We start from the raw sequence: 26,656 nt of genomic DNA on the forward strand, positions 1-26,656 counted from the left end.
GGCTGGAGCTAAGGCGATAGCCACGCCATGCCGCTGCTCACCTTCGGGGGCGGCCAATAAGGAGATGCGTCATGAACAGGAAGACAGTTGCGGGCTTGGCCTCGCTTGCAATGCTCGGCTTCGCCACCGCTGCCCACGCAGACATCACCATCGGCCTCGTCGCCCCGGTGACGGGCCCGGTCGCCGCCTATGGCGATCAGGTCCGGAACGGCGCCCAGGCCGCCGTCGACGTGATCAACGCCGCGGGCGGCATTCTCGGTGAAAAGGTCGTGCTGCAGGTCGCCGACGATGCCGGCGATCCCAAGCAGGGCGTTTCCAGCGCCAACCTGCTCGTCGGCGAAGGCGTGCGTTATGTGGTCGGGCCGGTTACCTCCGGTGTCGCGATCCCCGCCTCGGACGTCTTTGCGGAGAACGGCGTGCTCATGGTGACGCCGACCGCGACCGCTCCGGAACTGACGGCCCGCGGCCTCACCAACGTGCTGCGCACCTGCGGCCGCGACGACCAGCAGGCCGAGGTCGCGGCGGCCTATGTGCTCAAGAACATGAAGGACAAGCGCATCGCCGTCATCCATGACAAGGGCACCTACGGCCAGGGCCTCGCCGATGCGTTCAAGGCGGCGATCAACGCCGGCGGCATCCAGGAGGTCGAATACAACTCCCTGACCCCCGGCGAAAAGGATCTGTCGGCGCTCGTCACCCGCCTGAAGGCGGCCAATGTCGAGGTCATCTATTTCGGCGGCTATCACCCGGAAGGCGGCCTGCTCGCACGCCAGCTCGGCGATGCCGGCGTCAAGGCGACGATCATCGGCGGCGAGGGCCTGTCCAACACCGAATACTGGGCGATCGGCAATGAAGCCGCGGCCGGCACGCTGTTCACCAACGCGTCCGACGCGCTGAAGAACCCGGCCTCTGCCGACGCCGTCAAGGCGCTCAATGAGCGCGGCATCCCGCCGGAGGCCTTCACTCTCAACGCCTATGCGGCGGTCGAAGTGCTCAAGGCAGGCATCGAGAAGGCCGGCAGCGCCGAGGACGCGGCTGCGGTCGGTGCGGCGCTCAAGTCCGGCGAGCCGGTCGCCACCGCCATCGGCGCGCTGACCTACGGCGAAAGTGGCGACCTCACCTCGCCGAGCTTCTCGCTGTTCAAGTGGGAAGACGGCAAGATCGTATCGGTCGAATAAACTGCAGGCCTGGCGGGCGGGGCGACAGTCCCGCTCGTCAGCACCCAGTACCGTCTCATCGAAGCGTCACCGAATTCCTTAGCGCGCGCCGAAGATCGCACTGCCGACCCTGACGCTGGTCGCGCCAAAGGCGACCGCCAGTTCGTAGTCGCCCGACATCCCCATCGACAGCTTGTCGACGCCGGCCTCCTTCGCCAGCTTGGCGAGCAGCGCGAAATGCGGCCCCGGATTCTCGTCCAGCGGCGGGATGCACATCAGTCCTTCGATCGCCAGCCCGTGCGTCTCGCGGCAGCGCCTGACGAAAGCCACGGCTTCGCGCGGCTCGATGCCCGCCTTCTGCGGTTCCGAGCCGGTGTTGACCTGCACGTAGAGCTTCGGCATCCGGCCCTGTCTGGCGATCTCCTTGGCCAGCTCGGCTGCGATCTTCTCGCGGTCGACCGTCTCGATCGCGTCGAAAAGCGCCACCGCCTCCTTGGCCTTGTTGGACTGCAGCGGGCCGATCAGATGCAGCTCGATGTCGGGGAATTCCGCCTTCAGCGCGGGCCATTTGCCCTGCGCCTCCTGCACGCGGTTCTCGCCGAAGACGCGCTGGCCTGCCTCGATCACGGGCCTGATCGCATCAGCGTCGAAGGTCTTCGACACCGCGACCAGCGTCGCCGATCCCGTCGGCCGCTTCGCCTCGCGCTCCGCCGCGGCGATCTTCTCCTTCACGATAGCCAGTTGTTCGACCGCGTTCATTGCCGTTTTCGCCTCGTTTCAGGCCCCTGCCGCCGCCCGCGCAGTTGACGCTTCAGGCAATACATGGTGAAGGTCCGCCCCGATATTTCCCGATCCGCGGGCCTGGCCGGCGGAATCGCCCGCTCTTCATAAGTGAAATACCGGTCATGGCAACCGAACGATACAACGCGCGAGCTTCCGAACCCAAATGGCAGAAGGCCTGGGACGAAGCAAAACTCTTCGAGACGAAGAACGACGACCCGCGCCAGAAATATTACGTGCTCGAGATGTTCCCCTATCCGTCGGGGCGCATCCACATGGGCCATGTCCGCAACTACGCGATGGGCGACGTTGTCGCCCGCCACCGGCGCGCCATGGGTTACAACGTCCTGCACCCGATGGGCTGGGATGCCTTCGGCCTGCCAGCGGAGAACGCGGCGCGCGACCGCGGCGTCAACCCGCGCTCGTGGACTTATCAGAACATCGAGGCGATGAAGGCCCAGCTCAAGGTCATGGGCCTGTCGCTCGACTGGGCGCGCGAGATCGCGACCTGCGACCCCAGCTACTACAAGCACCAGCAGAAGATGTTCCTCGACTTCTGGAAGGCGGGGCTCGCCGAGCGCAAGTCGGCCAAGGTCAACTGGGATCCCGAGGACATGACCGTGCTCGCCAACGAGCAGGTCATCGACGGGCGCGGCTGGCGCTCCGGCGCATTGGTAGAACAGCGCGACCTGACGCAGTGGTTCTTCAAGATCACCTCGATGTCGCAGGATCTGCTGGACAGCCTGGATACGCTTCCGAAGTGGCCCGAGAAGGTCAAGCTGATGCAGGCCAACTGGATTGGCCGCTCGGAGGGCCTGCTGATCCGATGGGAGATCGCCGATCCGGCCGCCGCCGGCGCCGCCGAACTCGAAGTCTACACGACCCGCCCCGACACCATCTTCGGCGCCTCCTTCATGGCGATCGCCGCCGACCACCCGCTGGCCAGGAAAGCCGCGGCGGGTAATCCCGAGCTCGCGGCCTTTATCGAGGATATCGGCCATCGCGGCACGTCGGTCGCCGATATCGAGACCGCCGAGAAGAAGGGGTTCGACACCGGCATCCGCGTCGTCCATCCCTTCGACCCGGAATGGACGCTGCCGGTCTACGTCGCGAACTTCGTCCTGATGGACTACGGCACGGGGGCCATCTTCGGCTGCCCGTCGGGCGACCAGCGCGACCTCGACTTCGCCAACAAATACGGACTGCCGGTCGTCCCGGTGGTCATGCCGGAAGGCGCTGACGCCGCGACGTTCCGCATCCTCGAAGAGGCCTATGTCGACGACGGCGTGATGATCAATTCGCGCTTCCTCGACGGCATGAAGCCCGCGCAGGCTTTCGACGAGGTCGCCACGCGCCTCTCCGGCGTCGCCGTCAGCGGCCGGCCGCAGGGCGAGCGCAAGGTGCAGTTCCGCCTGCGCGACTGGCTGATCTCGCGCCAGCGCTACTGGGGCTGCCCGATCCCGGTTGTCCATTGCGAATCCTGCGGCGCGGTGCCGGTGCCGGAATCGGCGCTGCCGGTCGAGCTGCCGATCGACGTCACCTTCGACAAGCCGGGCAATCCGCTCGACCACCATCCGACCTGGAAGCATGTCGAATGCCCGCAATGCGGCAGGGATGCGCGGCGCGATACCGACACGATGGACACTTTCGTCGATTCGTCCTGGTATTTCGCCCGCTTCACCGATCCGTGGAACGAGAACGCGCCGACCACGCTGTCGGTCGTCGACGGCGACAAGGGCTGGCTGCCGGTGCAGCAATATATCGGCGGCATCGAGCACGCGATCCTGCATCTGCTTTATTCGCGCTTCTTCGCCCGCGCCATGAAGGCGACGGGCCACCTGAACAGCGTCAAGGAGCCGTTCGAGGGTCTCTTCACCCAGGGCATGGTGGTGCACGAGACCTACAAGGGTCCGCAGGGCTGGGTCACGCCCGCCGAGGTCAAGGTCGAGGACTTCGACGGCTCGCGCAAGGCGTTCCTGCTCACCGACGGCACCCCGATCGAGATCGGTTCGATCGAGAAGATGTCGAAGTCGAAGAAGAACGTGGTCGACCCCGACGATATCATCGGCAGCTACGGCGCTGATACCGCCCGCTGGTTCATGCTCAGCGATTCGCCGCCCGAGCGCGACGTGATCTGGACCGAAGCCGGCGTCGAGGGCGCGCACCGCTTCGTGCAGCGTCTGTGGCGTCTGGTGTCCGAATCGGCCGCCACGCTTTCGTCGGTCGAGCCGAAGGCCGCCCGCGAGGGCGAGGCCGCTTCCATATCCAAGGCCGCGCACAAGGCGGTGAAGGCGGTCGGCGAGGAGATCGAGCGGCTGGGCTTCAACAAGGCCGTCGCCCGCATCTACGAACTCACCAACGTGCTGCAGACGCCGATCTCCGACATCGCTGCCGGCAAGGCGTCGCCGGAGATGAAGGCCGCGGTCCGCGAGGCGCTCGACATGCTGATCGTGCTGATCGCGCCGATGATGCCGCACCTGGCGGAAGAGTGCTTCGCCGCGCTCGGCGGCTCGGGCCTGGTCGCGGACAAGCCGTGGCCGGCTTTCGACCCGGCGCTGACTGTGGATAGCGAGATCGTCATGCCGGTCCAGATCAACGGCAAGAAGCGGGGGGATTTGACAATCGCCCGCGACGCGGATCAAGTTGCGGTCGAGAAAGCCGCGCTCGCACTCGATGTCGTGCAGAAGGCTCTCGAGGGGAAGCAGCCGCGCAAGGTGATCGTGGTGCCGCAGAGGATCGTCAATGTCGTCGTCTGATTGGTCCTTCACGGCTTTTCGCCGCGCCGCCGCTCTTTCGCTCGTCTTTGCACTTCCTTTGGCCTCGGCCTGCACCGTCAAGCCGCTCTATTCCAATCCGGCGTCCGACGGCACGCAGGCCGGAGTCACCGCCGACCTGTCGTCGATCGCCATCAAGCCGGTCGAGCAGCGCTATGCGCAGCAGGTGCGCAATCACCTGATCTTCCTGTTCAACCGTGGTGCCGGCCAGCCAGCGGCCGCCGCCTATACGATGACGCTCGTTGTCACCGCGGTGCATGAATCGGCCGCCGTCGTGCAGGTCGGCGACGACAACGAGCCGACCGCCGGCACGGTCACGCTGACCGGCCGTTATTCGCTGGCCGGCTCGACGAGCGGCACGGTCGTCGCCAGCGGCACCCGCCGGATCACGTCTTCCTATGACGTCCCGCGCCAGGAATTCGCGGCCTATCGCGCTCGCCTCGACGCCGAGAACCGCGCCGCCCGCGAGCTTGCCGAACTGCTGAACCTCGCGATCGCGCAGCAATTGTCCAAATAAACGGCGCGGCCGCGACGATGAAACGGGTCGCGGCAGCCCTGGCCTTCGGCCTGCTGGCGCTCACAGCGCCGGCTATCGCCCAGGACGCCTACCCGTCCAGGCCGATCACCCTGATCGTGCCTTTCGCGCCGGGCGGTTCGACCGACGCGATCGGCCGCATTGTCGCCGAGGGGCTGCGCCAGGCGCTCGGCCAGACCGTGGTGGTGGAGAATCGCGCCGGCGCCGGCGGCTCGATGGGCACGGCGGCGATCGCACAGGCGGAGCCGGACGGCTACACGATCGGCATCGGCACGGCGTCTACGCTTGCCATCAATCCCGCCGTCTACAGAAACCTTTCCTTCGACGTGCTGACGGACCTCGTGCCGATCGGCGGCATCGCCGAGGTGCCGAACATCATGTCGGTCAATCCGTCGGTCCAGGCCACCGACATGGCTGCCTTCATTGCGCTCGCCCGCGCGCATCCCGGTGAATTTTCCTACGCTTCGGCCGGTAACGGCTCGGTCAGCCACCTGCTCGGCGAGCAGTTCAAACTCGCCACGGGAACCGACCTCGTCCACGTCCCCTACAAGGGTGTGGGTCCGGCGCTGATCGACGCCGTCGGCGGCCAGGTGGAGGTGATGTACGACAATCTGCCCACCTCGCTGCCGCTCGTGCATGAAGGACGGCTGCGGGCGCTCGCCGTCTCAGGCGCGGCGCGCCTGCCGGCCCTGCCCGACGTGCCGACCTTCGCCGAGGCCGGGCTGGAAGACATGAATTGGATGGCGTTCTTCGGGCTGGTCGCGCCGAAAGGCACGCCGGAGCCGATCGTCAGAAGGCTGAGCGAAGCGCTCGGGCAAGCGCTCGCCTCGCCTGATGTCCGCGACAAGCTCGTTGCCCAGCAGGCCGTCGTCGCCGCTAGTTCTCCGGCGGAATTCATGGCGGAGATCGAACGCGAACTGAAACGCATGCAGGACGCTGCTGCCGCCGCCAGCATCCGGCTCGAATAATTGCTGCAGGCGGGAGCTAGACGATCTCCACCGACAGGCCGGGGAGGTCGAAGCCGCCAATCTCCGTCGACCAGCGCTCGCCGGCAACCACCGGAAACGCCCGTGTCAGCGTGCCCGTCGTGACGATCTCGCCGGCGCGAAGCGGCGGGTTCAGCCTGTCCTTTCCGAGCACCGCCGCCAGATGCGCCAGCGCCTGTATTGGTCCGTCGAGCACGTTCGCGCCCGATCCCGTATCGGCCGGTTCGCCGTTGCGGCTCAGCCTGATCGTCAGCGCGGAGAGGTCCGAGGCGAGGGTGGAGCGCTCTCTCTCGGACAGGTCCCGCCTCGGCCCGATGAACAGCCGGCCATGCAGCCCGCCATCCGCCACGCAGTCGGCGACCTGGAAACGCCAGCCGGGGAAGATCGACTGGACGAACTCGAAACCGTGCGCCACCCAGCCGATCGACCGGGAAATTTCGTCGACGCCCATGTCCGGCATCACGTCGCGTGCGAGCCCGAGGATGATTTCCGGCTCTATGCGCGGTTCCGGCAGTTGCGAGACCTGCACGCGGTCGCCGGGCGAGACATCTAGCGCGGTGGTGTCGTAGACGTCGCCCCAGATCGGCTGGAAGACGCCGTATTCGTCCCAGATGTTGCGGTTGGTGAAGCCGATCTTGCGGCCGACCGGCCTTTCGCCGCGCGCCACTCTCAGTGCGCGCAGCTCGGCGGTCACGGCGTAGGCGTCGGCCTCGGAGAAGTCGCTGCCGTTCGCCGTGAAGGGCTCGATCTGGCCGCCGCCGTCGGTCGCCGCGAGAATGGTTCTGGCGATGGCGGCAGCGTCCATGTCGAAGCTCAGGCGATCTTCTGGCCGGTCTTCGCCCAGTCGGCGATGAAAGCCGCGAGGCCCTTGTCGGTAAGCGGATGGCTGACCAGCGCGCGCAGAGTCGCCGGCGGCGCCGTGATGACGTCGGCGCCGATCAGGGCGGCCTGCTTCACATGATTCACCGTGCGTACCGAGGCGGTCAGGATCTCGGTCGGGTAGTCGTAATTGTCGTAGATCTGCCTGATCTCCGAGATCAGCTCCATGCCGTCCGAGCCGGTGTCGTCGATGCGGCCGACGAAGGGCGAGATGAACGACGCGCCGGCCTTGGCGGCGAGCAGCGCCTGGTTGGCCGAGAAGCAGAGCGTCACATTGACCATGCGGCCGAGGTCATTGCGGATCGCCCGGCAGGCTCTCAGGCCGTCGAGCGTCAGCGGGACCTTGATGCAGACATTCTTGGCGATCTTCGCCAGAACCTTGGCTTCCTTGATCATCTGGGGGAATTCGGTCGCCACGACTTCCGCCGAAACCGGACCCTCGACGATATCGCAGATCTGCTTGGTCACCTCGGTGATCTTCCCGCCCGACTTCAGGATCAGCGACGGATTGGTGGTCACGCCGTCCACCAGGCCGAGCTGGTGAAGCTCCTTGATTTCCTTCACGTCCGCCGTATCGACAAAGAATTTCATGACATGCTCCTCAATCGCTTGAGCCTCGCATCGGGCCCGGCATCTATGCTCGGCCTTTGCTCTAGCCGAAACTCGGGGCAAGGTCACGCGCCATGAAGGACGATTCGCATCCCACCGGGGCACGGGGGCGCGCGGCGCCGGTGCTGGTGCCGATGCCAGCCGAGCGGCCCTATACCTATGCTGTGCCCGACGACATGCAGGTCGTGCCGGGCTCGATCGTGCGCGTGCCGCTCGGTCCCCGCGAGGTTGCAGGCGTCGTCTGGGACGCCGAGACCAATCCTGTCGACCCGAAGAAGCTGAAGCCCATTTCCGAGGTTTTCGATTGCCCGCCGATCGACGCGGAGACGCGCCGCTTCGTCGACTGGATTTCCGCCTACACGCTTGCCGCTCCGGGCATGGTGGCTCGCATGCTCCTGCGCGCCCCTGCCGCCTTCGACCCCGAGCCCTGGACCGAAGGCCTGCAGCGCACCGAGGCGGTGCCCGACCGGATGACCGCCGCCCGCGCCCGCGTGCTTGAGGCCTCGAACGACGGTTTTGCCTGGACGCGTTCGGGGCTTGCCCATGCGGCCGGCGTCTCCTCGACCGTCATCGACGGGCTCAGGGACCAGGGCGTCTTCGAGACGGTGATGATCCCGCCGCGTCCCGTCGTTGCTCCGCCCGATACCGGCTACGCCCAGCCGGAGCTGTCGCCGGACCAGAAGGCCGTCGCCGACACGCTGCGCGCCGCCGTGGAAAAGGGCGGGGCGGGTGTCACGCTGATCGATGGCGTCACGGGTTCCGGCAAGACGGAAGTCTATTTCGAAGCCGTCGCCGCCGCGCTCGACAGGAACAGGCAAGTGTTGATCCTCTTGCCCGAAATCGCGCTTACCCACGCCTTTCTCGAACGCTTCCAGGACCGTTTCGGCACAAAACCCGCCGAATGGCACTCGGACCTTCCGCCCCGGATGCGCGAGCGCGTCTGGCGGCAGGTCGCCGAAGGCCGCATCCGCGTCGTCGCCGGGGCGCGCTCGGCGCTCTTCCTGCCGTTCCAGGAACTGGGGCTGATCGTCGTCGACGAGGAGCACGACCCCGCCTACAAGCAGGAGGACCGCGTCTCCTACAATGCCCGCGACATGGCCGTGGTGCGCGGCCGCATCGGCGGCTTTCCGGTCGTGCTCGCCTCGGCAACCCCGTCGATCGAAAGCCGTGTCAACGCCGACCAGGGGCGCTATGCGCGCGCGGTGCTGTCGGCCCGCTTCGCCGAGGCCTCGCTGCCCGATCTAAAATCGATCGACCTCCGCCGTTCTCCACCCGCCCGCGGCGGTTTCTTGTCCCCCGCCCTGCTGGCAGAGGTTCGCAACACGCTGGAGCGCGGCGAGCAGTCGCTGCTCTTCCTCAATCGCCGCGGCTATGCACCGCTGACGCTCTGCCGTGTCTGCGGCCACCGCTTCCAGTGCCCGGACTGTTCGAGCTGGCTTGTCGAGCACCGCTTTCGCGGCCAGCTAGTGTGCCATCATTGCGGCCATCACGAAAAACGTCCCGACGCCTGCCCGGAATGCGGCACCTTCGACCATCTCGTCGCCTGCGGGCCGGGCGTCGAGCGTGTCGCGGAAGAGGTTGTCGGCCATTTCCCCGATGCCCGCACCATCGTGCTTTCCTCCGACCTGCTCGGCGGCGTGAAGCGGTTGCGGCTGGAACTGGAGGCCATTGCCAATGGCGAGGCCGACATCGTCATAGGCACGCAGCTCGTCGCCAAGGGCCACAATTTCCCGAACATGACGCTGGTCGGCATCGTCGACGCCGATCTCGGCCTTGCCAATGGCGATCCGCGCGCCGCCGAGCGCACCTTTCAGCTCTTGAGCCAGGTCACCGGCCGGGCCGGGCGCACCGGCAAGAAGAGCCTCGGTCTGCTGCAGACCTACCAGCCCGATCATCCCGTCATGCGCGCCATCGTCTCCGGCGATGCCGAGGCTTTCTACCGGCGCGAAATCGCGGAGCGGGAGAGGGCGGGCCTGCCGCCGTTCGGCCGGCTTGCCGGCATCATCGTCAGCGCCGCCACCCGCGCCGAGGCGGAAGCCCACGCGCGCGGGCTGCGCCGCGCCGCGCCCGCCTCGTCCGACATCCAGGTGCTCGGCCCGGCTGAGGCGCCGCTTGCGCTGATCGCCGGCCGCCACCGCTTCCGCCTGCTCGTCCATGGTGAGCGCCGCTCCGACATGCAGGGCTATATCCGCGCCCTCCTCGCAGCCGGTCCGAAAATTCGTGGCTCCGTCCGCGTCGCCGTCGACATCGACCCGCAGAGCTTTTTGTAGCCGGCTACCGGCCGCCAACCCGCGCAACGACCGCAAGCAGGCTCGATCGGTCCGGCGCTTCGGTCTCCAGCACCTCGAAGCCGCCGGCCGCGAGTTTCTCTGGCAGTATCTCCGCGATCTTCGCCCGCTGGCCGGGCGAAGGCGCTTCGTAGAACAGGAAAAGCCGGCCGTTCCCCGCGAGTAGCCTCCGAACCGCTTCCAGCCCGCGCTTTGCATCCAGCCAGAACAGATTCACATTAACCGCGAAGATCGTCTCGAACGGGCCGGCCTCTCCGTCGAACGTCTCGATCGCCGCCTGACGGAAGATCGCCTTGCCTGCGGCGACCAGCGCCGCGTTCCGCTCCGTGGCGGCCTTGATCGCCGTCGCCGAGCGGTCGATTCCCGTGATCGTCCCGCCGTTCAGGAGCGGGCAGGCCAGCGAAACTGCGACGCCTCTGCCGCAGCCGATCTCGAGAATCGCCTCGTCACCGGACAGGCCCAGTCTCCCGACCGCCCATGTCAGCCGCTCCGGCGTCCTCTCCGCCATGCCGTGCTCCCCTGTTGCCTCCGCCCATCTGGCGAAGCGACGCCGAGTCGCTAATATGGCGCCCACGAAAACATCGGTCCGGGCAGCGCGCAAGAAGAGACGGCGCCATGCCGGGCGGCAGTGAGGGGACATTTTATGGAGTTCACATTTCCGTGGCCTGTGACGCAGGGCGAATGGCTCGCCTGGGTCAGCGCCGCCGTCACCGTGCTCCTCGGCGCCGTGCTCCTCTTCGCGCCGGGCCTCTCCTTCAGGCTGTTCAGGCTGCCGCCGAAGCCCGAGCGTCCGGAAGCGTATGCCGCCGCCCGCGCCAACATGGCGGGCTTCTATCTCGGCCTAGGCCTCTCGGCGCTACTGCTCGCCCAGCCGCTGCTCTACATGGCGCTCGGCTTCTCCTGGCTGTTCACCGCCTTCGGCCGAATCGTCTCGATGATGTCCGATCGCGGCACCGGTCTCGCCAACTGGCTCTGGCTCGCTTTCGACCTTGTGCTTTCGGCGCTGGCGCTCGCCTTCGCGCTGGGCTTCGTTTCCTGATTCCGGCAGGCCTAGCGGGGCAGTTCTCCACACTGCGACAAAAGTGTCGGAAAAGCCCGTCCGCCAACGTGTTGCGGACTTGGAAAGCCTGTGCTAGACGGCATTCGACTTCCGGCAGGGGATGCCGAGCGCGTGCGCTCATGTCGGGGAAAATCCAACAAGGCCAGGGACTTAGCCGGCGTTAGCGCTAGCCCCGAAAAGTCCGCGGCCGGGCCAGACAGAGAAAAGACGATCAGTGGCACAGTCCAGTTCGCCAGTCTCCGGTATTGCCGAACGTTATGCGGGCTCGCTTTATGAGCTCGCCGTCCAGTCCAGCACAGTCGACAAGGTCGAGGCCGATCTGTCCCGCTTCGAGGGGCTGCTCTCCGAAAGTGACGACCTCGCTCGCATGATCAAGAGCCCGGTCTTCTCGGCCGAAGAGCAGTTCAAGGCGATCGTTGCCATCGCCGACAAGGCTGGCATTTCGGGCCTCGTCGGCAATTTCCTGCGCGTCGTCGCGCAGAACCGCCGGCTCTTCGCCGTACCCTCCATGATCAAGGCGTTCCGCGCCATCGCCGCCGAAGCGCGCGGCGAGGTCTCGGCGGACGTCACCTCCGCGCATCCGCTTTCGGCCGCGCAGCAGGATGAACTCAAGGCGACGCTCAAGGGCGTCACCGGCAAGGACGTTGCGATCAACGCCGTCGTCGACCCGTCGCTGCTCGGCGGGCTCGTCGTCAAGGTCGGCTCCCGCCAGATCGACACGTCGCTCAGGACAAAACTCAATTCGCTCAAGCTTGCACTGAAAGAGGTCGGCTGATGGACATCCGCGCCGCGGAAATCTCCGCAATCCTTAAGGACCAGATCAAGAACTTCGGCAAGGAAGCCGAGGTCTCCGAGGTTGGTCAGGTTCTCTCCGTCGGCGACGGCATCGCTCGCGTCTATGGCCTCGACAACGTCCAGGCCGGCGAGATGGTCGAGTTCCCCGGCGGCATCCGCGGCATGGCGCTGAACCTCGAAGAGGACAATGTCGGCGTCGTCATCTTCGGTGCTGACCGCGACATCAAGGAAGGCGACATCGTCAAGCGCACCGGCGCCATCGTCGACGTGCCGGTCGGCAAGGGCCTGCTCGGCCGCGTCGTCGACGCGCTCGGCAACCCGATCGACGGCAAGGGCCCGATCGAGGCGACTGAGCGTCGCCGCGTCGACGTCAAGGCGCCCGGCATCATCCCGCGCAAGTCGGTGCACGAGCCGATGTCGACCGGCCTCAAGGCCATCGACGCGCTGATCCCGATCGGCCGCGGCCAGCGCGAGCTCGTCATCGGCGACCGCCAGACCGGCAAGACCGCCATCATCCTCGACACCTTCCTCAACCAGAAGCCGCTCAACGAAGGCGACGACGAGAGCCAGAAGCTCTACTGCGTCTACGTCGCCGTCGGCCAGAAGCGCTCCACCGTCGCGCAGTTCGTGAAGGTGCTCGAAGAGCGCGGCGCGCTCGAATATTCGATCGTGATTGCCGCCACCGCGTCCGACGCGGCGCCGATGCAGTTCCTGGCGCCGTTCGCCGGCTGCGCCATGGGCGAATATTTCCGCGACAACGGCATGCACGCCGTGATCGCCTATGACGACCTCTCCAAGCAGGCCGTCGCCTACCGCCAGATGTCGCTGCTCCTGCGTCGTCCGCCGGGCCGCGAAGCCTATCCGGGCGACGTCTTCTACCTGCATTCCCGCCTGCTCGAGCGCGCGGCGAAGCTGAACGACGAGAACGGCAAGGGCTCGCTCACCGCGCTCCCGGTCATCGAGACGCAGGCCAACGACGTGTCGGCCTACATCCCGACCAACGTGATCTCGATCACCGACGGCCAGATCTTCCTCGAGACCAACCTCTTCTTCCAGGGCATCCGTCCGGCCGTGAACGTCGGCCTGTCGGTGTCGCGCGTCGGCTCCTCGGCGCAGATCAAGGCGATGAAGCAGGTCGCCGGCTCGATCAAGGGCGAGCTCGCGCAGTATCGCGAGATGGCCGCGTTCGCGCAGTTCGGCTCCGACCTCGACGCCGCCACGCAGCGCCTCTTGAACCGCGGCGCGCGCCTGACCGAGCTCCTGAAGCAGCCGCAGTTCTCGCCGCTGAAGACGGAAGAGCAGGTCGCGGTGATCTTCGCCGGAGTCAACGGCTACCTCGACAAGCTCACCGTCGCCCAGGTCGGCAGGTTCGAGCAGGGCCTGCTCGCCCACATGCGCTCAGACGGCAAGGCCGTGCTCGACACGATCCGCACCGAGAAGCAGATCAGCGACGACACCAGGGCCAAGCTCAAGGAGCATATCGACGCCTTCGCGAAGAACTTCGCCTGAGCTGACGGATAAGGCATGGCCTCGCTAAAAGACCTCCGTAACCGGATCGCCTCGGTCAAGGCGACGCAGAAGATCACCAAGGCGATGCAGATGGTCGCCGCGGCGAAGCTGCGCCGCGCGCAGGAGGCCGCCGAGGCCGCGCGTCCCTATTCGCAGCGCATGGGCGCCGTGCTCTCCAACATCGCCCAGGCCGTCGGCTCGGCCGGCGATGCGCCGGCGCTGATGACCGGCACCGGCAAGGACGACGTGCATCTGCTCGTCGTCGCGACCGCCGAGCGCGGCCTGTGCGGCGGCTTCAACAGCCAGATCGCGCGTTTCGCGCGCGACCACATCCGCCGCCTGCAGGGCGAGGGCAAGACGGTCAAGATCATCACCGTCGGCAAGAAGGGTTTCGACATCCTTCGCCGCGACTTCGCCTCGCTGATCATCGACCGCGTCGACCTGCGTGAGGTCAAGACGTTGAACTTCACCCATGCCGACGCGATCGGCCGGAAGGTCATCCAGCTCTTCAACGAAGGCCAGTTCGACGTCTGCACGCTGTTCTATTCCGAGTTCAAGTCGGTGATCAGCCAGATCCCGACGGCGCAGCAGATCATTCCGGCGGCAGCGCCGGTCGCTGCGAACGAGCCGGAATCCGGCGGCGCGGCCGTCTACGAATACGAGCCGGAGCCGGGCGAGATCCTCTCCGACCTCATTCCGCGCAACATTTCCGTCCAGATCTTCCGCGCGCTTCTCGAGAACGCGGCCGGCGAGATGGGCGCCAAGATGAGCGCGATGGACAATGCGACGCGCAACGCCGGCGAGATGATCGGCAAGCTGACGATCACCTACAACCGTCAGCGCCAGGCGCAGATCACCAAGGAACTCATCGAGATCATTTCGGGCGCTGAAGCGCTCTAGGACGCCGTCAGGAAATCGACGGGCTCCGGAACCAGGACAAAGACGAGAGGCACGAAAATGGCTAAAGCAGCTACCACCAAGAAGGCCGACGCGGCCGCCGGAAAGGCCGGCCGTGTCGCGCAGGTCATTGGCGCCGTTGTCGACGTTCATTTCGACGGCGAATTGCCGAAGATCCTGAACGCGCTCGAGACGCAGAACGGCGACAACAAGCTGATCCTCGAGGTTGCCCAGCACCTCGGCGAGAACACCGTGCGCTGCATCGCCATGGACATCTCCGAAGGCCTGGTGCGCGGCCAGCCGGTCACCGACACCGGCGGTCCGATCACCGTGCCGGTCGGCGACGAGACGCTCGGCCGCATCATGAACGTCATCGGCGAGCCGGTCGACGAAGCCGGCCCGGTCAAGACCAAGTCGCGCCGCGGCATCCATCAGGACGCGCCTCCCTATGTCGACCAGTCGACGGAAGCGCAGATCCTCGTCACCGGCATCAAGGTCGTTGATCTTCTCGCGCCCTACGCCCGCGGCGGCAAGATCGGCCTGTTCGGCGGCGCCGGCGTCGGCAAGACCGTTCTGATCCAGGAACTCATCAACAACGTCGCCAAGGCGCATGGCGGTTACTCGGTGTTCGCCGGTGTCGGCGAGCGCACCCGCGAGGGCAACGACCTCTATCACGAGATGATCGAGTCGGGCGTTAACAAGGACCCGCACGAGAACAACGGCTCGACCGAAGGTTCCAAGTGCGCGCTGGTGTTCGGCCAGATGAACGAGCCTCCGGGCGCCCGCGCCCGCGTCGCGCTGACCGGCCTCACCATCGCCGAGCACTTCCGCGACCAGGGCCAGGACGTGCTGTTCTTCGTCGACAACATCTTCCGCTTCACCCAGGCCGGCTCGGAAGTGTCGGCTCTGCTCGGCCGCATCCCCTCGGCGGTGGGCTATCAGCCGACGCTGGCCACCGACATGGGCGCCATGCAGGAGCGCATCACCACCACCAACAAGGGCTCGATCACCTCGGTGCAGGCCATCTACGTGCCGGCCGACGACCTGACCGACCCGGCGCCGGCGACCTCGTTCGCCCACCTCGACGCGACGACGGTTCTCAACCGCGCCATCTCGGAAAAGGGCATCTACCCGGCGGTCGATCCGCTCGACTCCACCTCGCGCATGCTCGACCCGATGATCGTCGGCGAGGAGCACTACACGGTTGCCCGTAAGGTCCAGGAGACGCTGCAGCGCTACAAGTCGCTGCAGGACATCATCGCCATCCTGGGCATGGACGAGCTCTCGGAAGAGGACAAGGTGACCGTGGCCCGCGCGCGCAAGATCGAGCGCTTCCTGTCGCAGCCCTTCTTCGTCGCCGAGGTGTTCACCGGTTCGCCGGGCCAGCTCGTGCCGCTCGAAGACACGATCAAGAGCTTCAAGGGCCTGGTCGAGGGCGAGTACGATCACCTGCCGGAAGCTGCCTTCTACATGGTAGGCGGCATCGACATGGCGATCGCCAAGGCGCAGAAGCTCGCTGCCGAAGCGGCGTAATCAACGATGGCCGAACCTGACTATCGCGAGGGCGATCGGGTTCGGCTTCTGAAACTCAGCGACGAGTTCCTCTCAGGCTTGCCGAAGGAAGATGTCGAGGAGTTGGTCTCGCTGATTGGGCGGGAATGGACTGTGGACGAATGGCATGCTGACATCCAGCAAGTCGAGCTGACTTTTTGGATTCATGACGCGCCGAAAAAGTCACGAAGCCATTCGATTTGGGTACCGCCGGACTGGATTGAACGGATAAACTGATGGCTAGCTTCAAGTTCGAACTCGTCAGCCCCGAACGGCTCCTCGTTTCTGAAGAAGTCGAATCGGTCGTCATTCCGGGCGCGGAAGGCGAGATGACGGTGCTTGCCAACCACGCGCCGGTTATGACCACGATCAAGCCGGGCGTCGTCACGGTGAAGACCGCTGCCGGCGCCACCGAGCGCTATTGCGTGTTCGGCGGTTTCGCCGACATCCTGCCGGACGGCTGCACGCTGCTCGCCGAATCGGCTGTCGCGACCGACGCGATCGATCGCGACGATCTCGCCAAGCGCATCCAGGATGCGCGCGAGGATGTCGCCGACGCCAAAGACCATCAGAGCCGCAGCAAGGCCGAGCAGTATCTCAGCAACCTCACCACGCTCGAGGCGGCGATCTGATCCACGCCGAATGCGGGCATGAAATCGAAAGCGAGGCTTCGGCCTCGCTTTTTTGTTTCGGCGGCAGCCGCGCATAGTCGCTTTTGCGACTGGATCCCAGGAGGAGGTGGCGAAGACAGGGACGTGAGCCGCCTCCTGAAGGCGGCGGCCGCTACCCCGGATAGCAGCCGCGCTCGATCGCCAGCCGCCGCACCAGCGGCAGCACCGCGTCGATCGTCGGCGTCGCTTTGCCGGTCAGCCGGCCGAGCTCCTGCACCGCCGTCACCAGTGCGTCGATCTCCATCGGCCTGCCGCGCTCCAGATCCTGCAGCATGGAGGTCTTGTGCGCGCCGACATCGCCCGCCCCTTTGATGCGTTGGTCGACAGGGACGGGAAACGACACGCCGAGCGCCTCGGCAATCGTCTGCGCCTCCAGCATCATGTTCCTCGCCAGCGTCCGAGTGCCTTCGTCTGAAACGATTGCCGCGAGCGTGCTGCCGGTCAGCGCCGAGATCGGATTGAAGGAAAGATTGCCCCAGAGTTTCAGCCAGATCTCGCTGCGGATGTCCTGGCGCACAGGCGCCTGCAGGCCAGCCGCGATAAATTCCTCGGCAAGGCGCGTGATCCGTTCGCTCTTCTCGCCGCTTGGCTCGCCGAGCGAAAAGCGCCTGCCGTCGATATGACGGATCAGGCCGGGCGCATCGACCTCCGCCGCCGGATAGACCACCGAGCCGATGACGCGCTGCGACCCGATCGCGTCCCAGATCGTGCCGCCGGGATCGACGGCTTCGATGCGTCGCCCCTCGAACGGCCCCTTGAGCCGGTAAAAATACCACCAGGGCACGCCGTTCTGCATGGTGACGACGGCCGTGTTCTCGCCGATCAGCGGCGCGAACTGGGAGAGCGCCGGCCCCACCGAATGGGCCTTCAGCGCCAGCACCACGTAGTCCTGCGTTCCGAGTTCATCGGCGTCTGACGCGGCCTTCACAGGCACCGTCTTCTCGACGCCGTCCTCGATGAGCCTCAGGCCGCTGCCGCGCATCGCGTCGAGATGCGCTCCGCGCGCCAGCACGGAGAGGTCGACCCGGCCAGCCGCCGCGAGCTTGGCCGCGACGTAGCCGCCGATCGCGCCGGCGCCGAAGATCGCGATCTTCATCAGCCCAGCCCGAGTTTCGCCGCCAGTCCGATCCGCTGCAGCTTGCCGGTTGCGCCTTTCGGGATCTCGTCGAGGATGACGATCCTGCGTGGCACCTTGAAGTCGGCGAGCCTGCCCGACGCAAAGGTCCTGATCTCGCTTTCGCTTGCCGAGCGCCCCTCGCGCAGCACGATCGCGGCTGCCACCTCCTCGCCAAGCTTGTCGTGCGGCATGGCGAAGGTGACGCATTGGGCGATGTCGGGATGGTCCATCAGCACGTCGTCCACCTCGAGCGGCGAGATCTTCTCGCCGCCGCGGTTGATGATCTCCTTCAGTCGGCCGGTGACGCGCAGATAGCCGTCCTCGTCGAGTACGCCCTGATCGCCGGTGTGGAACCAGCCGAAAGCGAAGGCTGCCGCATTGGCCTCCGGGTTCTTTGCGTAGCCGGCGGTGACGTTCGGACCGCGGATGACGATCTCGCCCTGCGCGCCAGCCTGGAGAAGCGTGCCGTCCGGCGCCATGACGGCGAGATCCGGACCTGCGGACGCGCCCACGCTGCCCGCCTTGCGCTGGCCGGGCGGCAGCCGGTTCGAGGCCATCTGATGCGCGGCCTCGGTCATGCCGTAGGCTTCGATCACCGGGCAGCGGAAAGTGGCTTCGAGTTCGGCCATGACCTGCGCGGGGAGCGATGCCGAGGACGAGCGGATGAAGCGCAGCTTCGCGGCGGCAAGCGCTTCTTCGTTGCGGGCCGCGCGCGCCAGTATCGCTTGGTGCATGGTCGGCACCGCCGTGTACCAGCTCGGCTTCGCTTCGGTCAGCCACTGGAAGAACCGCAGCGCGTTGAAGCCCGGCGTACAGAAGACGCTGCTGCCCGCCGCCAGCGAGGAAAGCACCGCCGCGATCAGCCCATGGATGTGGAACAGCGGCATGATGTTCAGGCAACGGTCTCCGGGCGTCAGTGCCAGCGTCGCGCCGATATGCCTTGCCGATGCGGCGAGGTTGGCATGGCTGAGCGGCACGAGTTTCGGCCGCGACGTCGTGCCGGATGTGTGCAGCAGCAGCGCGATGTCGCTCGGCTGGGCCAGTTCGGATGCAGCCGCCGGACCGATTGCCCCGCCCTCGATGCGAAAACTGCCGGCCGGCGCGTCCGCCAGCGCGACCAGCCTCAGCACGCCGATCCCGAGTTTTCCGGCGACCTCGACGGCCGGCCCGGTTTCGCCCTCGGCGACGAGGATCGCCTTAGCCCCGATGTCGGAGAGATAGAAGTCGAGCTCTTCGGCGCGGTAGGCCGGGTTGAGCGGGGCGGTGGAGGCGCAGGCCGCGACCGACAGGAAGGCCGTCGCCATCTCCGGCCCGTTCGGCAGCACGATGGCGACGCGGTCGTTGCGGCCGAGGCCGAGCGCATGCAGTTGCTCTGCCGCCGCCCTTATCTGCCGGCGCAGCGCGCCATGCGAAAGCGCTGCCCGCTCCGGCGCCAGAACGGCCGGCGCGTCGTCGGCGCCGGCTGCGAGGCGTTCTATGATTGATGAGGCTTCAGACAACGCGGACCTCGAGATCGCCGACGCCCTCGACATGGCCCTTGAGCACGTCGCCGCGCTGCACCGGGCCGACGCCCGACGGCGTGCCCGACATGATGATGTCGCCGGGTGCTAGCTCGAACAGGCCGGAGAGGTAGCTGATCATCTCGGGCACCTTCCAGATCATCTGGTTGAGGTCGCCGGTCTGCTTGCGCTCGCCGTTCACGTCCAGCCAGACTGCGCCTTGCGTCGGATGGCCGATCTTCGATGCCGGCACCAGCGCCGTGCAGGGCGCCGACTGCTCGAAGGCCTTGCCGACTTCCCACGGCCTGCCCATGTCCTTCGCCTTGCCCTGCAGATCGCGCCGCGTCATGTCGAGGCCGACGCCATAGCCCCAGACGCAGTCGAGCGCCTTTTCGACCGGGATGTCGATGCCGCCGCTCTTCAGCGCTACGATCATCTCGATCTCGTGATGCACGTCGTTGGAAGCCGAGGGGTAGGGAAAACTGCCGCTCGTATCGAGGTTGTCGGCATTCTTCTGGAAGAAGAAGGGCGGCTCCTTGTTCGGGTCGTGTCCCATCTCGACTGCGTGGGCGGCGTAGTTCCGCCCGACGCAATAGACGCGATGCACCGGGAAAAGCTGGTCGGAACCGGCGATGGGAATGGCCGGGATGGCGGCCGGTTCGATGACGTAGCTGGAGGCCGAGGCCTTGATGTTCATTTATCTTGCTCCTGCGTAGAATTCGACCTTCGCCTCCAGCCGCTCGATCAATTCGGAGATGAGCAGCGCGAAGGCGAAGAGGATGATGGTGAGGGCCCAGAACTCGGCCATGCGGAAATTGCGCGAGAAGGTCTCGAAAAGGGCCCCGTACCCGACGATGGCGACCAGCAACTGGCCGATGACGACGCCCTTCACGCCGCGAATTAGCCCGAGCCGTATGCCGGCGAGGATTTCGGGGAGCGCCGCCCAGAGGATGATCTTCACGTAGAGAGCCCGCTTCGTGGCGCCATAGGACTTCGCCATCTCGATCAGCGAGGGCGAGATATGGCGGACGCCGGCGCGTGTGTCGAGCACGATGATCCAGATCGCAAACAGAAAGACGGCGGCAATGATCGTCTTCTCGCCGAAGCCGAACAGGATCATCAGCACCGGCACCAGTGCCGACAGCGGCGCCGAGGAGAAGATGCTGACCCACATGCCGAGCAGTTCGTCGGCGAGCTTGATGCGGCCCATCAATATGCCGAGCGGCACGCCGACGACGATGGACAGCGCCATGCCGATGGCGAAAGCGCGCAGAGTCGTCACGGTCGCGCTCTGCCAGGACGGCGTCTGCACGAGATCGACGGCTGCCCGCAGCACTTCGCTGAAGGGCGGCACCATGATCATGAGGTCGAGCCGGCCGACGATCTCCCAGGCGACGCACCAGACAAGCAGCGACGCCATCATTGGTATGCGGTAGCCGAATATCGTCATGGCCGAATCTCTGCCAGCATCGCCTCAGTCGACATATTGCTTCAGCCCCTGCCAGATCTCCTCGACCGTATCGAGATAGTGCTTGTCGCGATGGATGCGGTCGGGATCGACCGAGCGATCGATCTCGGGCTCGATGATCTGCGAGATACGGCCCGGCCGCGGCGACAGGAGCACGATGCGGTCGGAGATGTAGACCGCCTCCTCGATCGAGTGGGTCACGAAGATGAAGGTCTTGTTCTGGGTAGTGCGGAGCCGGATAAGGTCTTCCTGGAATTTCCGGCGGTTCTGCTCGTCGACGGCGGAGAAGGGCTCGTCGAGAAGCAGCACGTCGGCATCGACCGAAAGCGCGCGGGCAAGGCCGACGCGCTGACGCATGCCGCCGGAAAGCTCGTGCGGATATTTGTCCTCGAAGCCGGCCAACCCGACTTCGCCGATATAGTGCCGCGCAATCTTCTCGCGCTCGGCGGCCGCCTTGCCGCGCAGTTCCAGCCCGAAAGCGACGTTGCGCAGCACTGTCGCCCACGGCAGCAGCGCGAAATCCTGGAACACAAAGGCGCGCTCCGGCCCGGGCTTGCTCACTGTGCGGCCGTTGACCGAGATGGTGCCGGCGTCGGCGTTGACCAGCCCGGCGATGATCTTCAGGAGCGTCGTCTTCCCGCAGCCGCTGGGTCCCAGCAGGCTGGTCAGCTTGCCGCGCGGGAAGTCGAGATCGATGCCGCGCAGCGCCTCGACATTGCCGTAGCTCTTGGAGACGCCGCGCACCTCGACGATCGCGTCGACCGGTTCGGGCATCAGGGTCGGTCCTTTTCTCAAGGTTGCGTTGCGCATTTCAGGCGCCTCTTTTCTCGGGCCTGAACATGCGCGTCTCGACCCACTCGAGCGCGACGAGCGTCAGGGTCGAAAGAGCGATGATCGAGGCGATTGTCGCATACATCGCGGCATAGTTGGCGCGCGAGCGGTGGAAGGTGATGAGGTCGCCGATGCCGGTCGGCGTGATGAGCAGTTCGGCAAGCACGACGCCGACGAAGCCGGCGGCGACGCCAAGCCTCAGGCCCGCGAAGATGACCGGGCTGGCGTCCGGCAGGATGATCCTCGACACCACCTGCCAGCGCGTTCCGAGGAAGGATTGGCACATGGCGATCAGCGAGACGTTGACGTTGCGCACCGCCTTGTAGGTGTTGAGCACGATGACGGGCAGCGCAAGGATCATGACAGCCAGCGTCTTTGCGGTCATGCCGATGCCGTAGATGAAGGTCACCATCGGGATGAAGGCCGCAACGGGTGCTGCCTGCAGCACGATGAAGATCGGGATGAACAGCCATTCGCCGGTCCGCCACAACCCGCAGAGCGTGCCGACCCCGACGCCAAGAAAGGTCGACAGCACGACGCCGAGGATCAGCGGCTGCAGCGTCGACAGATAGGCCTTCGGCAGGCTGCCGTCGGCGATCATGCCGAGGAAAGCGGTGAAGGTGTCGACGAAGGTCGGGAAGGCAAAGCTTACCGGGATCATGCCGGCGATCTGCCAGATGCCGGCGAAGAGCACGACCGAGAGGACGCGGAGCAGCGTCGGATTGTCCTGCCATCTTCCGGCATCGCTTCGCCCTGTCGAGGGAGCGAGGCTGATCGCCCCGCCCTCTGTTCCCACGCCGGCCATCGCCTACTTCTTCCCCAGCTTTGCGGTCGCGCGGTCGATGGCGGAAACGTCCCAGAAATCCTCGACCTTGAGCGACGCCGGGTCGCCCTCGATCTGGCCCGCGGCGCTGAAGAAGGCGAAGTCGCCGGTCGCCGCCTCGGCGCCGCCGCCGTTCAGCGCCAGGGCGCCGGCTTCGGCGGTCTCCTTGTAGTATTCGGTGATCTCGGTGTCGGCTTCGGCGCCGAGATCGGGCAGCAGCTTGTACTTGTTACGGAGTTCCACGGCGACGGCGGGGTTCTCCGTGATCTCGCGGCCGGTCTTCATCAGTTCCTCGACCAGTATGTCGACATCGGCCGCATTGTTCTTGAGGTAGTCCGCCGTGGCGAAAACCGTTTCGTCCGATGCGTTGACGCCCTCGACCGGCAGCACGATGAACTTGCCGGGCGCCTCGGTTTCCAGCGCGCGGCGATTGGCGGCGTCGACGATCGACGCCTTGATCGTGCCCTGGATCAGTGCATTGCGGCGGACTTCGGAGCCAGGCACATAGCTGATCGTGCCGAGCGTGATGCCGTTGTTCTTCGCCATCAGCAGCATGACCGCCTCGGTGCCGGAACCGCGCGCCTGTACGGCGACTTCCTGCCCGTCAAGGTCCTTCCATGTCTTGTAGGACTCGGCGTTGACGACCGGGAAGAAGCGCTGGGTCGAGATCTGCGCGAAAATGCGAATCGGCACGCCGACCTTCTGGATCAGCGTATAGGGGGCGCCGATGCCGACATCCGCCTGGCCGCCGACGACGGCCTGCGTCGCCAGGTCCTCGTCGTTGAGGATGATGAGCTCGACATTGACGCCACGCTCCTTGGTGCGCTCGATCGCCGCCAGTGTCTGGATGGATTCGATGCCGGGCAAATCGCCAAAGGCGATCCTCATGTCGCCGGCATTAGCACCGGGCGCGGCCAAGGCAACGCCCGCGAAGGCGGCAAAGGCGGTTGCCAAGAGGGTGCGTCTCGAAAGGCTGGTCATTGCTTCCTCCCACTTTTCTTGTAACCAATATTATGATTGGTTAAGACCAGATGGCATATTGGTCAAGAACTTTGTGCCCAACCCGACTGCCATGTGCGATTGACCGAGCTCAAGGTTCGTCCTAGTACGCGCGTGGGACAGGGATTCTCGATTGGCTGAACCAATGGACAGGATTGGCAACGGCGGACACGCAGCGCTCGTACAGCTTCAGGCCTATCTCGCGCAGATAGATCTGCCGAGCGATGGCCGCCTGCCGCCGGAGCGTGAACTCTGCGACACGCTCGGCGTGTCGCGCGGTGACCTACGCAAGGCACTGGACGTGCTCGAACGGGACGGCCACATCTGGCGGCATGTCGGCAAGGGCACTTTCGTCGGAAGCGGTCCAATCGAGGAGGCAATCGGGATATCGGAGATCGCCGGCAGCTCCAGCCCCGCCGACGTGATGCGAGCCCGCCTCATCATCGAGCCTGAGATATCCCGCGAGGCGGCGCTGCATGCGACAGCTGCCGACATTGCCGCCATGCGGCAGTCGCTGGCGCAGACCAGGGATGCCGCGACCTGGCGCCAGTACGAGAACGCCGACAATCTGCTCCACCGTCAGATCGCGCAGGCGAGCCGCAACAATGTGCTCCTCGGCCTGTTCGATGTGCTGAACGCGGTACGCCGCACGGTGGTCTGGGGAAGGCTGCGTTCCGACAGCGCGCGGCCGCCGGCCGACCATCATAGCTTTGCCGACCACGAGCGGATCGTCTCGGCGATCGCCGACCGTGACCTCGGCGGCGCCGCAGCGGCGATGCGGCTCCATCTGCAGCAGGTCGGCAGCCGCCTCATTCCGCTCAACGAGGCGGCCGAGTAGGTCATTGTCCGCGACGACCGGCGCAGCATCCGCCTACCTACGAAATCGCGAGCCAAACAGCCGCCGCTGCGCTATGTAGCCGTCCGTCGGGCAGCATGACCCGCCGAGCCGATGCCCGCCCGAATGAGTCCAGACGCCTCGACCACGACCGATCAGCGCTACGCGGCTTTTCGCCATAGCGCCTTCCTGCGCTTCTGGCTGGCGCGGTTCCTGGCGACGTTCGCGACCCAGATCGTATCGGTCGCCGTCGGCTGGCAGGTCTACGACCTGACGCGCGATCCGTTCGACCTCGGCCTGGTCGGCATCGTCCAGTTCATGCCGTCGCTGCTTCTGGTGCTGGTCACCGGCGCGGCGTCCGACCGCTTCGGGCGACGGCTGATCATGGGGCTTGCGACCGGCATCGAGGCGCTGTGTGCCTTGGCGCTGCTCTGGTTCGCACTCCGCGGACTGACCGGCGTCGGCCCGATCTTCGGGGTGCTTGCCATCTTCGGCGTCGCCCGTGCCTTTCTCGGACCCGCCGCCGCTTCCCTCGTCGCCAATCTGGTGCCAAAGGAGGATTTCCCCAACGCAGTCGCCTGGAACTCTTCCGCCTGGCAGACGGCGAACATCGTCGGCCCGGTGGCGGGCGGCCTGCTCTATGGCGTATCCGCGGAAGCGGCCTATGGCATAGCCACGGCCTTGATGGCTGCCGCAACGCTGCTTGCTTTCTCGATCCCGAAGCCTGCCCAGCGACAGGCCAGCGAGAAGCCGAGCATGGAGACGCTGTTCGCCGGCTTCCGCTATATCTGGCACGAGAAGGTGGTGCTGGGGGCGATCTCGCTCGACCTGTTCGCGGTGCTGCTCTCGGGCGCCGTGGCGCTGCTGCCCGTCTATGCGCGCGACATATTGGAGCTCGGCCCGTGGGGACTGGGATTGCTGCGCGCAGCGCCGGGTATTGGCGCGCTCGTCGTCGCCTTCTGGCTGGCCGGCCACCCGATCCGCAACCATGCCGGCGTCATCATGCTTGCCTTCGTCGCGCTGTTCGGCGTCGTCACCGTCATGTTCGGCGTCTCGACTATGCCCTGGTTCTCTATCGCCGCACTCGCTCTGCTCGGCGCGACCGACATGGTCAGCGTCTATGTGCGCGAGACGCTGATCCAGCTGTGGACGCCGGACGAGGTGCGCGGCCGCGTCAACGCCGTCAACATGGTGTTCGTCGGCGCGTCCAACGAGCTTGGCGAGTTCCGCGCCGGCACGATGGCGGCGCTGATCGGCACGGTCCCGGCAGTGGTCTTCGGCGGTGTCGGGGCGGTCGCCGTGGCGGGATTGTGGGCGGTGATCTTCCCGCAGTTGCGGCGGGTCCGCCACCTGCAGGGACGGGGATGATTATCGGGTCCTGGCTTCGGCCGGCCTGCCGAAGATCGTTTCCAGGAATTCGTGCAGCCAGCGCTTGAGGTGGATATCCCAGATCAGCCGGCCGCCGAGGTGATCGCGGCCGGGCTGCGCGCCCGGCAGCTCGAAGCGGTGCGCGCCATGCACCACCCAGCGATGCATCATCAGCTGCGTCAGCTCGGCATGGAACTGGATGCCCCAGGCGTTCGCGCCGTAGCGGAACGCTTGGTTGGGATAGGTCTCGGAGGTGGCGAGCAGGGTCGCGTCCTTGGGCAGTGAAAAGCCTTCGCGGTGAAACTGGTAGACCATCTCCGGCCACTGCATCAGCGCCGCGCCATCCTCGGTCGCCTTGATGGGATACCAGCCGATCTCGACCAGCCCGTCGCCATGGCTTTCGACCTTGCCGCCGAGATGGTTGACCAGCATCTGCGCGCCGAGGCAGATGCCGAGCAGCGGGCGGCCTTCGCCGAGCGGCACTTTCAGCCATTCGGTCTCGCGCCGCACGAATTCGTCGCCGTCATTGGCGCTCATCGGCCCGCCGAAGACGACCGCGCCGGCATGATGATCGAGCGTTTCGGGCAGCTCGTCGCCGAGCGGCGGCCGGCGGATGTCGAGGTCGAAGCCGGCCTCGATCAGCTGGTGGCCCACGCGCCCTGCGCTCGACCTCTCCTGGTGCAGCACGACCAGGACCTTTTCCCTCGGCCGTTCCCGTCGCGGCATCAGTCTTCCATGGATTTCCCGGTCGCGCCCGGCGCCTGGGCCTGCGCCTTCTGCCGTTGCAGCACGCGTTCGCGCCGGTCGACCCCGATCAGCTCGGCGATGCGCCAGATCGTATGGTCCTCGAGTTCGTGCAGCTCGCCGTCAGCAAAGACGATCTCCCACATCAGGCCGACGAACTCGATCCGGGCGGTTTCGTCGAGATGCCGCTTCAATACGCTGGTGAAGGAATAGAGATCGACCGCGGCGTCGTCAGCCGCGCCGCCGGCGGCCACCAGCCTGTCCAGCGCCTCGCCACTGAGGTCGTAGGCTTCGGCGAGGAGCTCCTTCATGCGCTCCCATTCGGCGTCATGGCGCACGCCGTCGGCATCCATGACGTGGTACATCAATGCCGCGACCGCGACGCGCGGGTCGTCGGCGCCAAGCGACTTCTGTCTGCCGGCCTCGCCGGACGGCAGTTCCTTCAGAAAGGTGATTATCCGATCGAACATGCTGCTCCCCA

27 protein-coding genes are annotated in these 26,656 nt (G+C 66.1%); 14 read left to right on the forward strand and 13 right to left on the reverse strand.

What is annotated here, in order from left to right:
• Positions 1-71: 71 nt before the first annotated feature.
• Positions 72-1,178 (forward strand): ABC transporter substrate-binding protein, encoded by a 1,107-nt coding sequence (locus D8676_RS10095; RefSeq protein WP_121580744.1) that lies wholly within the window; start codon positions 72-74, stop codon positions 1,176-1,178.
• A 78-nt stretch (positions 1,179-1,256) separates the two neighbouring features.
• On the opposite strand, the gene D8676_RS10100 is transcribed toward D8676_RS10095, so the two are convergent.
• Positions 1,257-1,916 (reverse strand): YggS family pyridoxal phosphate-dependent enzyme, encoded by a 660-nt coding sequence (locus tag D8676_RS10100; RefSeq protein ID WP_121580745.1) that lies wholly within the window; start codon positions 1,914-1,916, stop codon positions 1,257-1,259.
• Between the two features lie 146 nt (positions 1,917-2,062).
• On the opposite strand from D8676_RS10100, the gene leuS reads away from it, so the two are divergent.
• Genes leuS through D8676_RS10115 form a run of 3 tightly spaced genes read left to right on the forward strand, consistent with a single transcriptional unit; the run spans position 2,063 to position 6,214 of the window.
• Complete coding sequence (gene leuS / locus D8676_RS10105; RefSeq protein WP_121580746.1) at positions 2,063-4,693, forward strand: leucine--tRNA ligase; 2,631 nt, start codon at positions 2,063-2,065, stop codon at positions 4,691-4,693.
• Positions 4,680-5,228, forward strand: a complete 549-nt coding sequence (gene lptE / locus D8676_RS10110) for an LPS assembly lipoprotein LptE (protein ID WP_121580747.1) — start codon at positions 4,680-4,682, stop codon at positions 5,226-5,228. The genes leuS and lptE overlap by 14 nt, the downstream gene beginning before the upstream one ends.
• A gap of 17 nt (positions 5,229-5,245) precedes the next feature.
• Positions 5,246-6,214, forward strand: coding sequence for a tripartite tricarboxylate transporter substrate binding protein (locus D8676_RS10115; protein ID WP_121580748.1), 969 nt, complete (start codon positions 5,246-5,248; stop codon positions 6,212-6,214).
• Positions 6,215-6,230: 16 nt separating this feature from the next.
• Here the strand turns inward: D8676_RS10115 and D8676_RS10120 are convergent, their stop codons facing one another.
• Together D8676_RS10120 and fsa are read right to left on the reverse strand one after the other, a co-directional pair.
• Entirely contained in the window at positions 6,231-7,037 is an 807-nt protein-coding gene (locus D8676_RS10120) for a fumarylacetoacetate hydrolase family protein (protein WP_245426703.1), read from the reverse strand.
• A gap of 8 nt (positions 7,038-7,045) precedes the next feature.
• Entirely contained in the window at positions 7,046-7,702 is a 657-nt protein-coding gene (fsa, locus tag D8676_RS10125; RefSeq protein ID WP_121580750.1) for a fructose-6-phosphate aldolase, read from the reverse strand.
• 92 nt (positions 7,703-7,794) lie between these two features.
• Between fsa and D8676_RS10130 the strand changes: the two genes are divergently transcribed.
• On the forward strand, positions 7,795-9,990 hold the full coding sequence (locus D8676_RS10130; RefSeq protein WP_121580751.1) for a primosomal protein N': 2,196 nt from the start codon (positions 7,795-7,797) through the stop codon (positions 9,988-9,990).
• Between the two features lie 4 nt (positions 9,991-9,994).
• Here the strand turns inward: D8676_RS10130 and D8676_RS10135 are convergent, their stop codons facing one another.
• Positions 9,995-10,516: a class I SAM-dependent methyltransferase gene (locus tag D8676_RS10135; RefSeq protein WP_183097050.1), complete on the reverse strand. Its 522-nt coding sequence runs from the start codon at positions 10,514-10,516 to the stop codon at positions 9,995-9,997.
• Positions 10,517-10,651: 135 nt separating this feature from the next.
• On the opposite strand from D8676_RS10135, the gene D8676_RS10140 reads away from it, so the two are divergent.
• The 7 genes from D8676_RS10140 (at position 10,652) to D8676_RS10170 (ending at position 16,452) form a co-directional block, all read left to right on the forward strand.
• Positions 10,652-11,047, forward strand: coding sequence for a DUF4345 family protein (locus D8676_RS10140; RefSeq protein WP_121580753.1), 396 nt, complete (start codon positions 10,652-10,654; stop codon positions 11,045-11,047).
• Between the two features lie 235 nt (positions 11,048-11,282).
• Positions 11,283-11,843, forward strand: coding sequence for a F0F1 ATP synthase subunit delta (locus D8676_RS10145; RefSeq protein ID WP_121580754.1), 561 nt, complete (start codon positions 11,283-11,285; stop codon positions 11,841-11,843).
• Positions 11,843-13,372 carry a F0F1 ATP synthase subunit alpha gene (gene atpA / locus D8676_RS10150; RefSeq protein ID WP_121580755.1) on the forward strand — a complete coding sequence of 510 codons (1,530 nt, stop codon included), beginning with the start codon at positions 11,843-11,845 and terminating at the stop codon, positions 13,370-13,372. Before D8676_RS10145 ends, atpA begins: the two co-directional genes overlap by 1 nt.
• A gap of 15 nt (positions 13,373-13,387) precedes the next feature.
• A complete protein-coding gene (locus D8676_RS10155) occupies positions 13,388-14,272 on the forward strand; it encodes a F0F1 ATP synthase subunit gamma (RefSeq protein ID WP_121580756.1) in 885 nt (294 codons plus the stop codon).
• 57 nt (positions 14,273-14,329) lie between these two features.
• On the forward strand, positions 14,330-15,802 hold the full coding sequence (gene atpD, locus D8676_RS10160) for a F0F1 ATP synthase subunit beta (RefSeq protein WP_121580757.1): 1,473 nt from the start codon (positions 14,330-14,332) through the stop codon (positions 15,800-15,802).
• A gap of 6 nt (positions 15,803-15,808) precedes the next feature.
• Positions 15,809-16,057, forward strand: coding sequence for a hypothetical protein (locus D8676_RS10165; protein ID WP_121580758.1), 249 nt, complete (start codon positions 15,809-15,811; stop codon positions 16,055-16,057).
• Complete coding sequence (locus tag D8676_RS10170) at positions 16,054-16,452, forward strand: F0F1 ATP synthase subunit epsilon (protein WP_121580759.1); 399 nt, start codon at positions 16,054-16,056, stop codon at positions 16,450-16,452. The genes D8676_RS10165 and D8676_RS10170 overlap by 4 nt, the downstream gene beginning before the upstream one ends.
• Positions 16,453-16,603: 151 nt before the next feature.
• On the opposite strand, the gene D8676_RS10175 is transcribed toward D8676_RS10170, so the two are convergent.
• The 7 genes from D8676_RS10175 to D8676_RS10205 are packed head-to-tail and all read right to left on the reverse strand — an operon-like array spanning position 16,604 to position 23,210.
• Positions 16,604-17,587, reverse strand: a complete 984-nt coding sequence (locus D8676_RS10175) for a 2-dehydropantoate 2-reductase (protein ID WP_121580760.1) — start codon at positions 17,585-17,587, stop codon at positions 16,604-16,606.
• Positions 17,587-19,107: an acyl--CoA ligase gene (locus D8676_RS10180; RefSeq protein WP_245426705.1), complete on the reverse strand. Its 1,521-nt coding sequence runs from the start codon at positions 19,105-19,107 to the stop codon at positions 17,587-17,589. Before D8676_RS10180 ends, D8676_RS10175 begins: the two co-directional genes overlap by 1 nt.
• A complete protein-coding gene (locus tag D8676_RS10185) occupies positions 19,100-19,804 on the reverse strand; it encodes a fumarylacetoacetate hydrolase family protein (protein WP_121580762.1) in 705 nt (234 codons plus the stop codon). The genes D8676_RS10180 and D8676_RS10185 overlap by 8 nt, the downstream gene beginning before the upstream one ends.
• Positions 19,805-20,557 (reverse strand): ABC transporter permease subunit, encoded by a 753-nt coding sequence (locus tag D8676_RS10190; protein ID WP_121580763.1) that lies wholly within the window; start codon positions 20,555-20,557, stop codon positions 19,805-19,807.
• A gap of 24 nt (positions 20,558-20,581) precedes the next feature.
• The gene (locus D8676_RS10195; protein ID WP_121580764.1) at positions 20,582-21,385 is read right to left on the reverse strand and encodes an ABC transporter ATP-binding protein; all 804 of its coding nucleotides are present in this window, start codon (positions 21,383-21,385) and stop codon (positions 20,582-20,584) included.
• A 1-nt stretch (position 21,386) separates the two neighbouring features.
• Positions 21,387-22,211: an ABC transporter permease subunit gene (locus tag D8676_RS10200; RefSeq protein ID WP_121580765.1), complete on the reverse strand. Its 825-nt coding sequence runs from the start codon at positions 22,209-22,211 to the stop codon at positions 21,387-21,389.
• A gap of 3 nt (positions 22,212-22,214) precedes the next feature.
• Entirely contained in the window at positions 22,215-23,210 is a 996-nt protein-coding gene (locus D8676_RS10205; protein ID WP_121580766.1) for an ABC transporter substrate-binding protein, read from the reverse strand.
• Between the two features lie 163 nt (positions 23,211-23,373).
• Here D8676_RS10205 and D8676_RS10210 point away from each other — a divergent pair, with 163 nt between their 5' ends.
• Complete coding sequence (locus tag D8676_RS10210; protein ID WP_121580767.1) at positions 23,374-24,066, forward strand: FCD domain-containing protein; 693 nt, start codon at positions 23,374-23,376, stop codon at positions 24,064-24,066.
• A gap of 123 nt (positions 24,067-24,189) precedes the next feature.
• Positions 24,190-25,431 carry an MFS transporter gene (locus tag D8676_RS10215; RefSeq protein ID WP_121580768.1) on the forward strand — a complete coding sequence of 414 codons (1,242 nt, stop codon included), beginning with the start codon at positions 24,190-24,192 and terminating at the stop codon, positions 25,429-25,431.
• Here D8676_RS10215 and D8676_RS10220 read toward each other — a convergent pair whose 3' ends face one another.
• Both D8676_RS10220 and D8676_RS10225 read right to left on the reverse strand, forming a co-directional pair.
• Positions 25,432-26,157, reverse strand: coding sequence for a glutamine amidotransferase (locus tag D8676_RS10220; RefSeq protein WP_121580769.1), 726 nt, complete (start codon positions 26,155-26,157; stop codon positions 25,432-25,434). It abuts the gene before it with no gap.
• Positions 26,157-26,645, reverse strand: a complete 489-nt coding sequence (locus D8676_RS10225) for a TerB family tellurite resistance protein (protein WP_121580770.1) — start codon at positions 26,643-26,645, stop codon at positions 26,157-26,159. Before D8676_RS10225 ends, D8676_RS10220 begins: the two co-directional genes overlap by 1 nt.
• Positions 26,646-26,656: the final 11 nt, after the last annotated feature.

The organism is Mesorhizobium sp. YM1C-6-2 (genome assembly GCF_003666685.1).
Classification (GTDB): Bacteria; Pseudomonadota; Alphaproteobacteria; order Rhizobiales; family Rhizobiaceae; genus Mesorhizobium_K.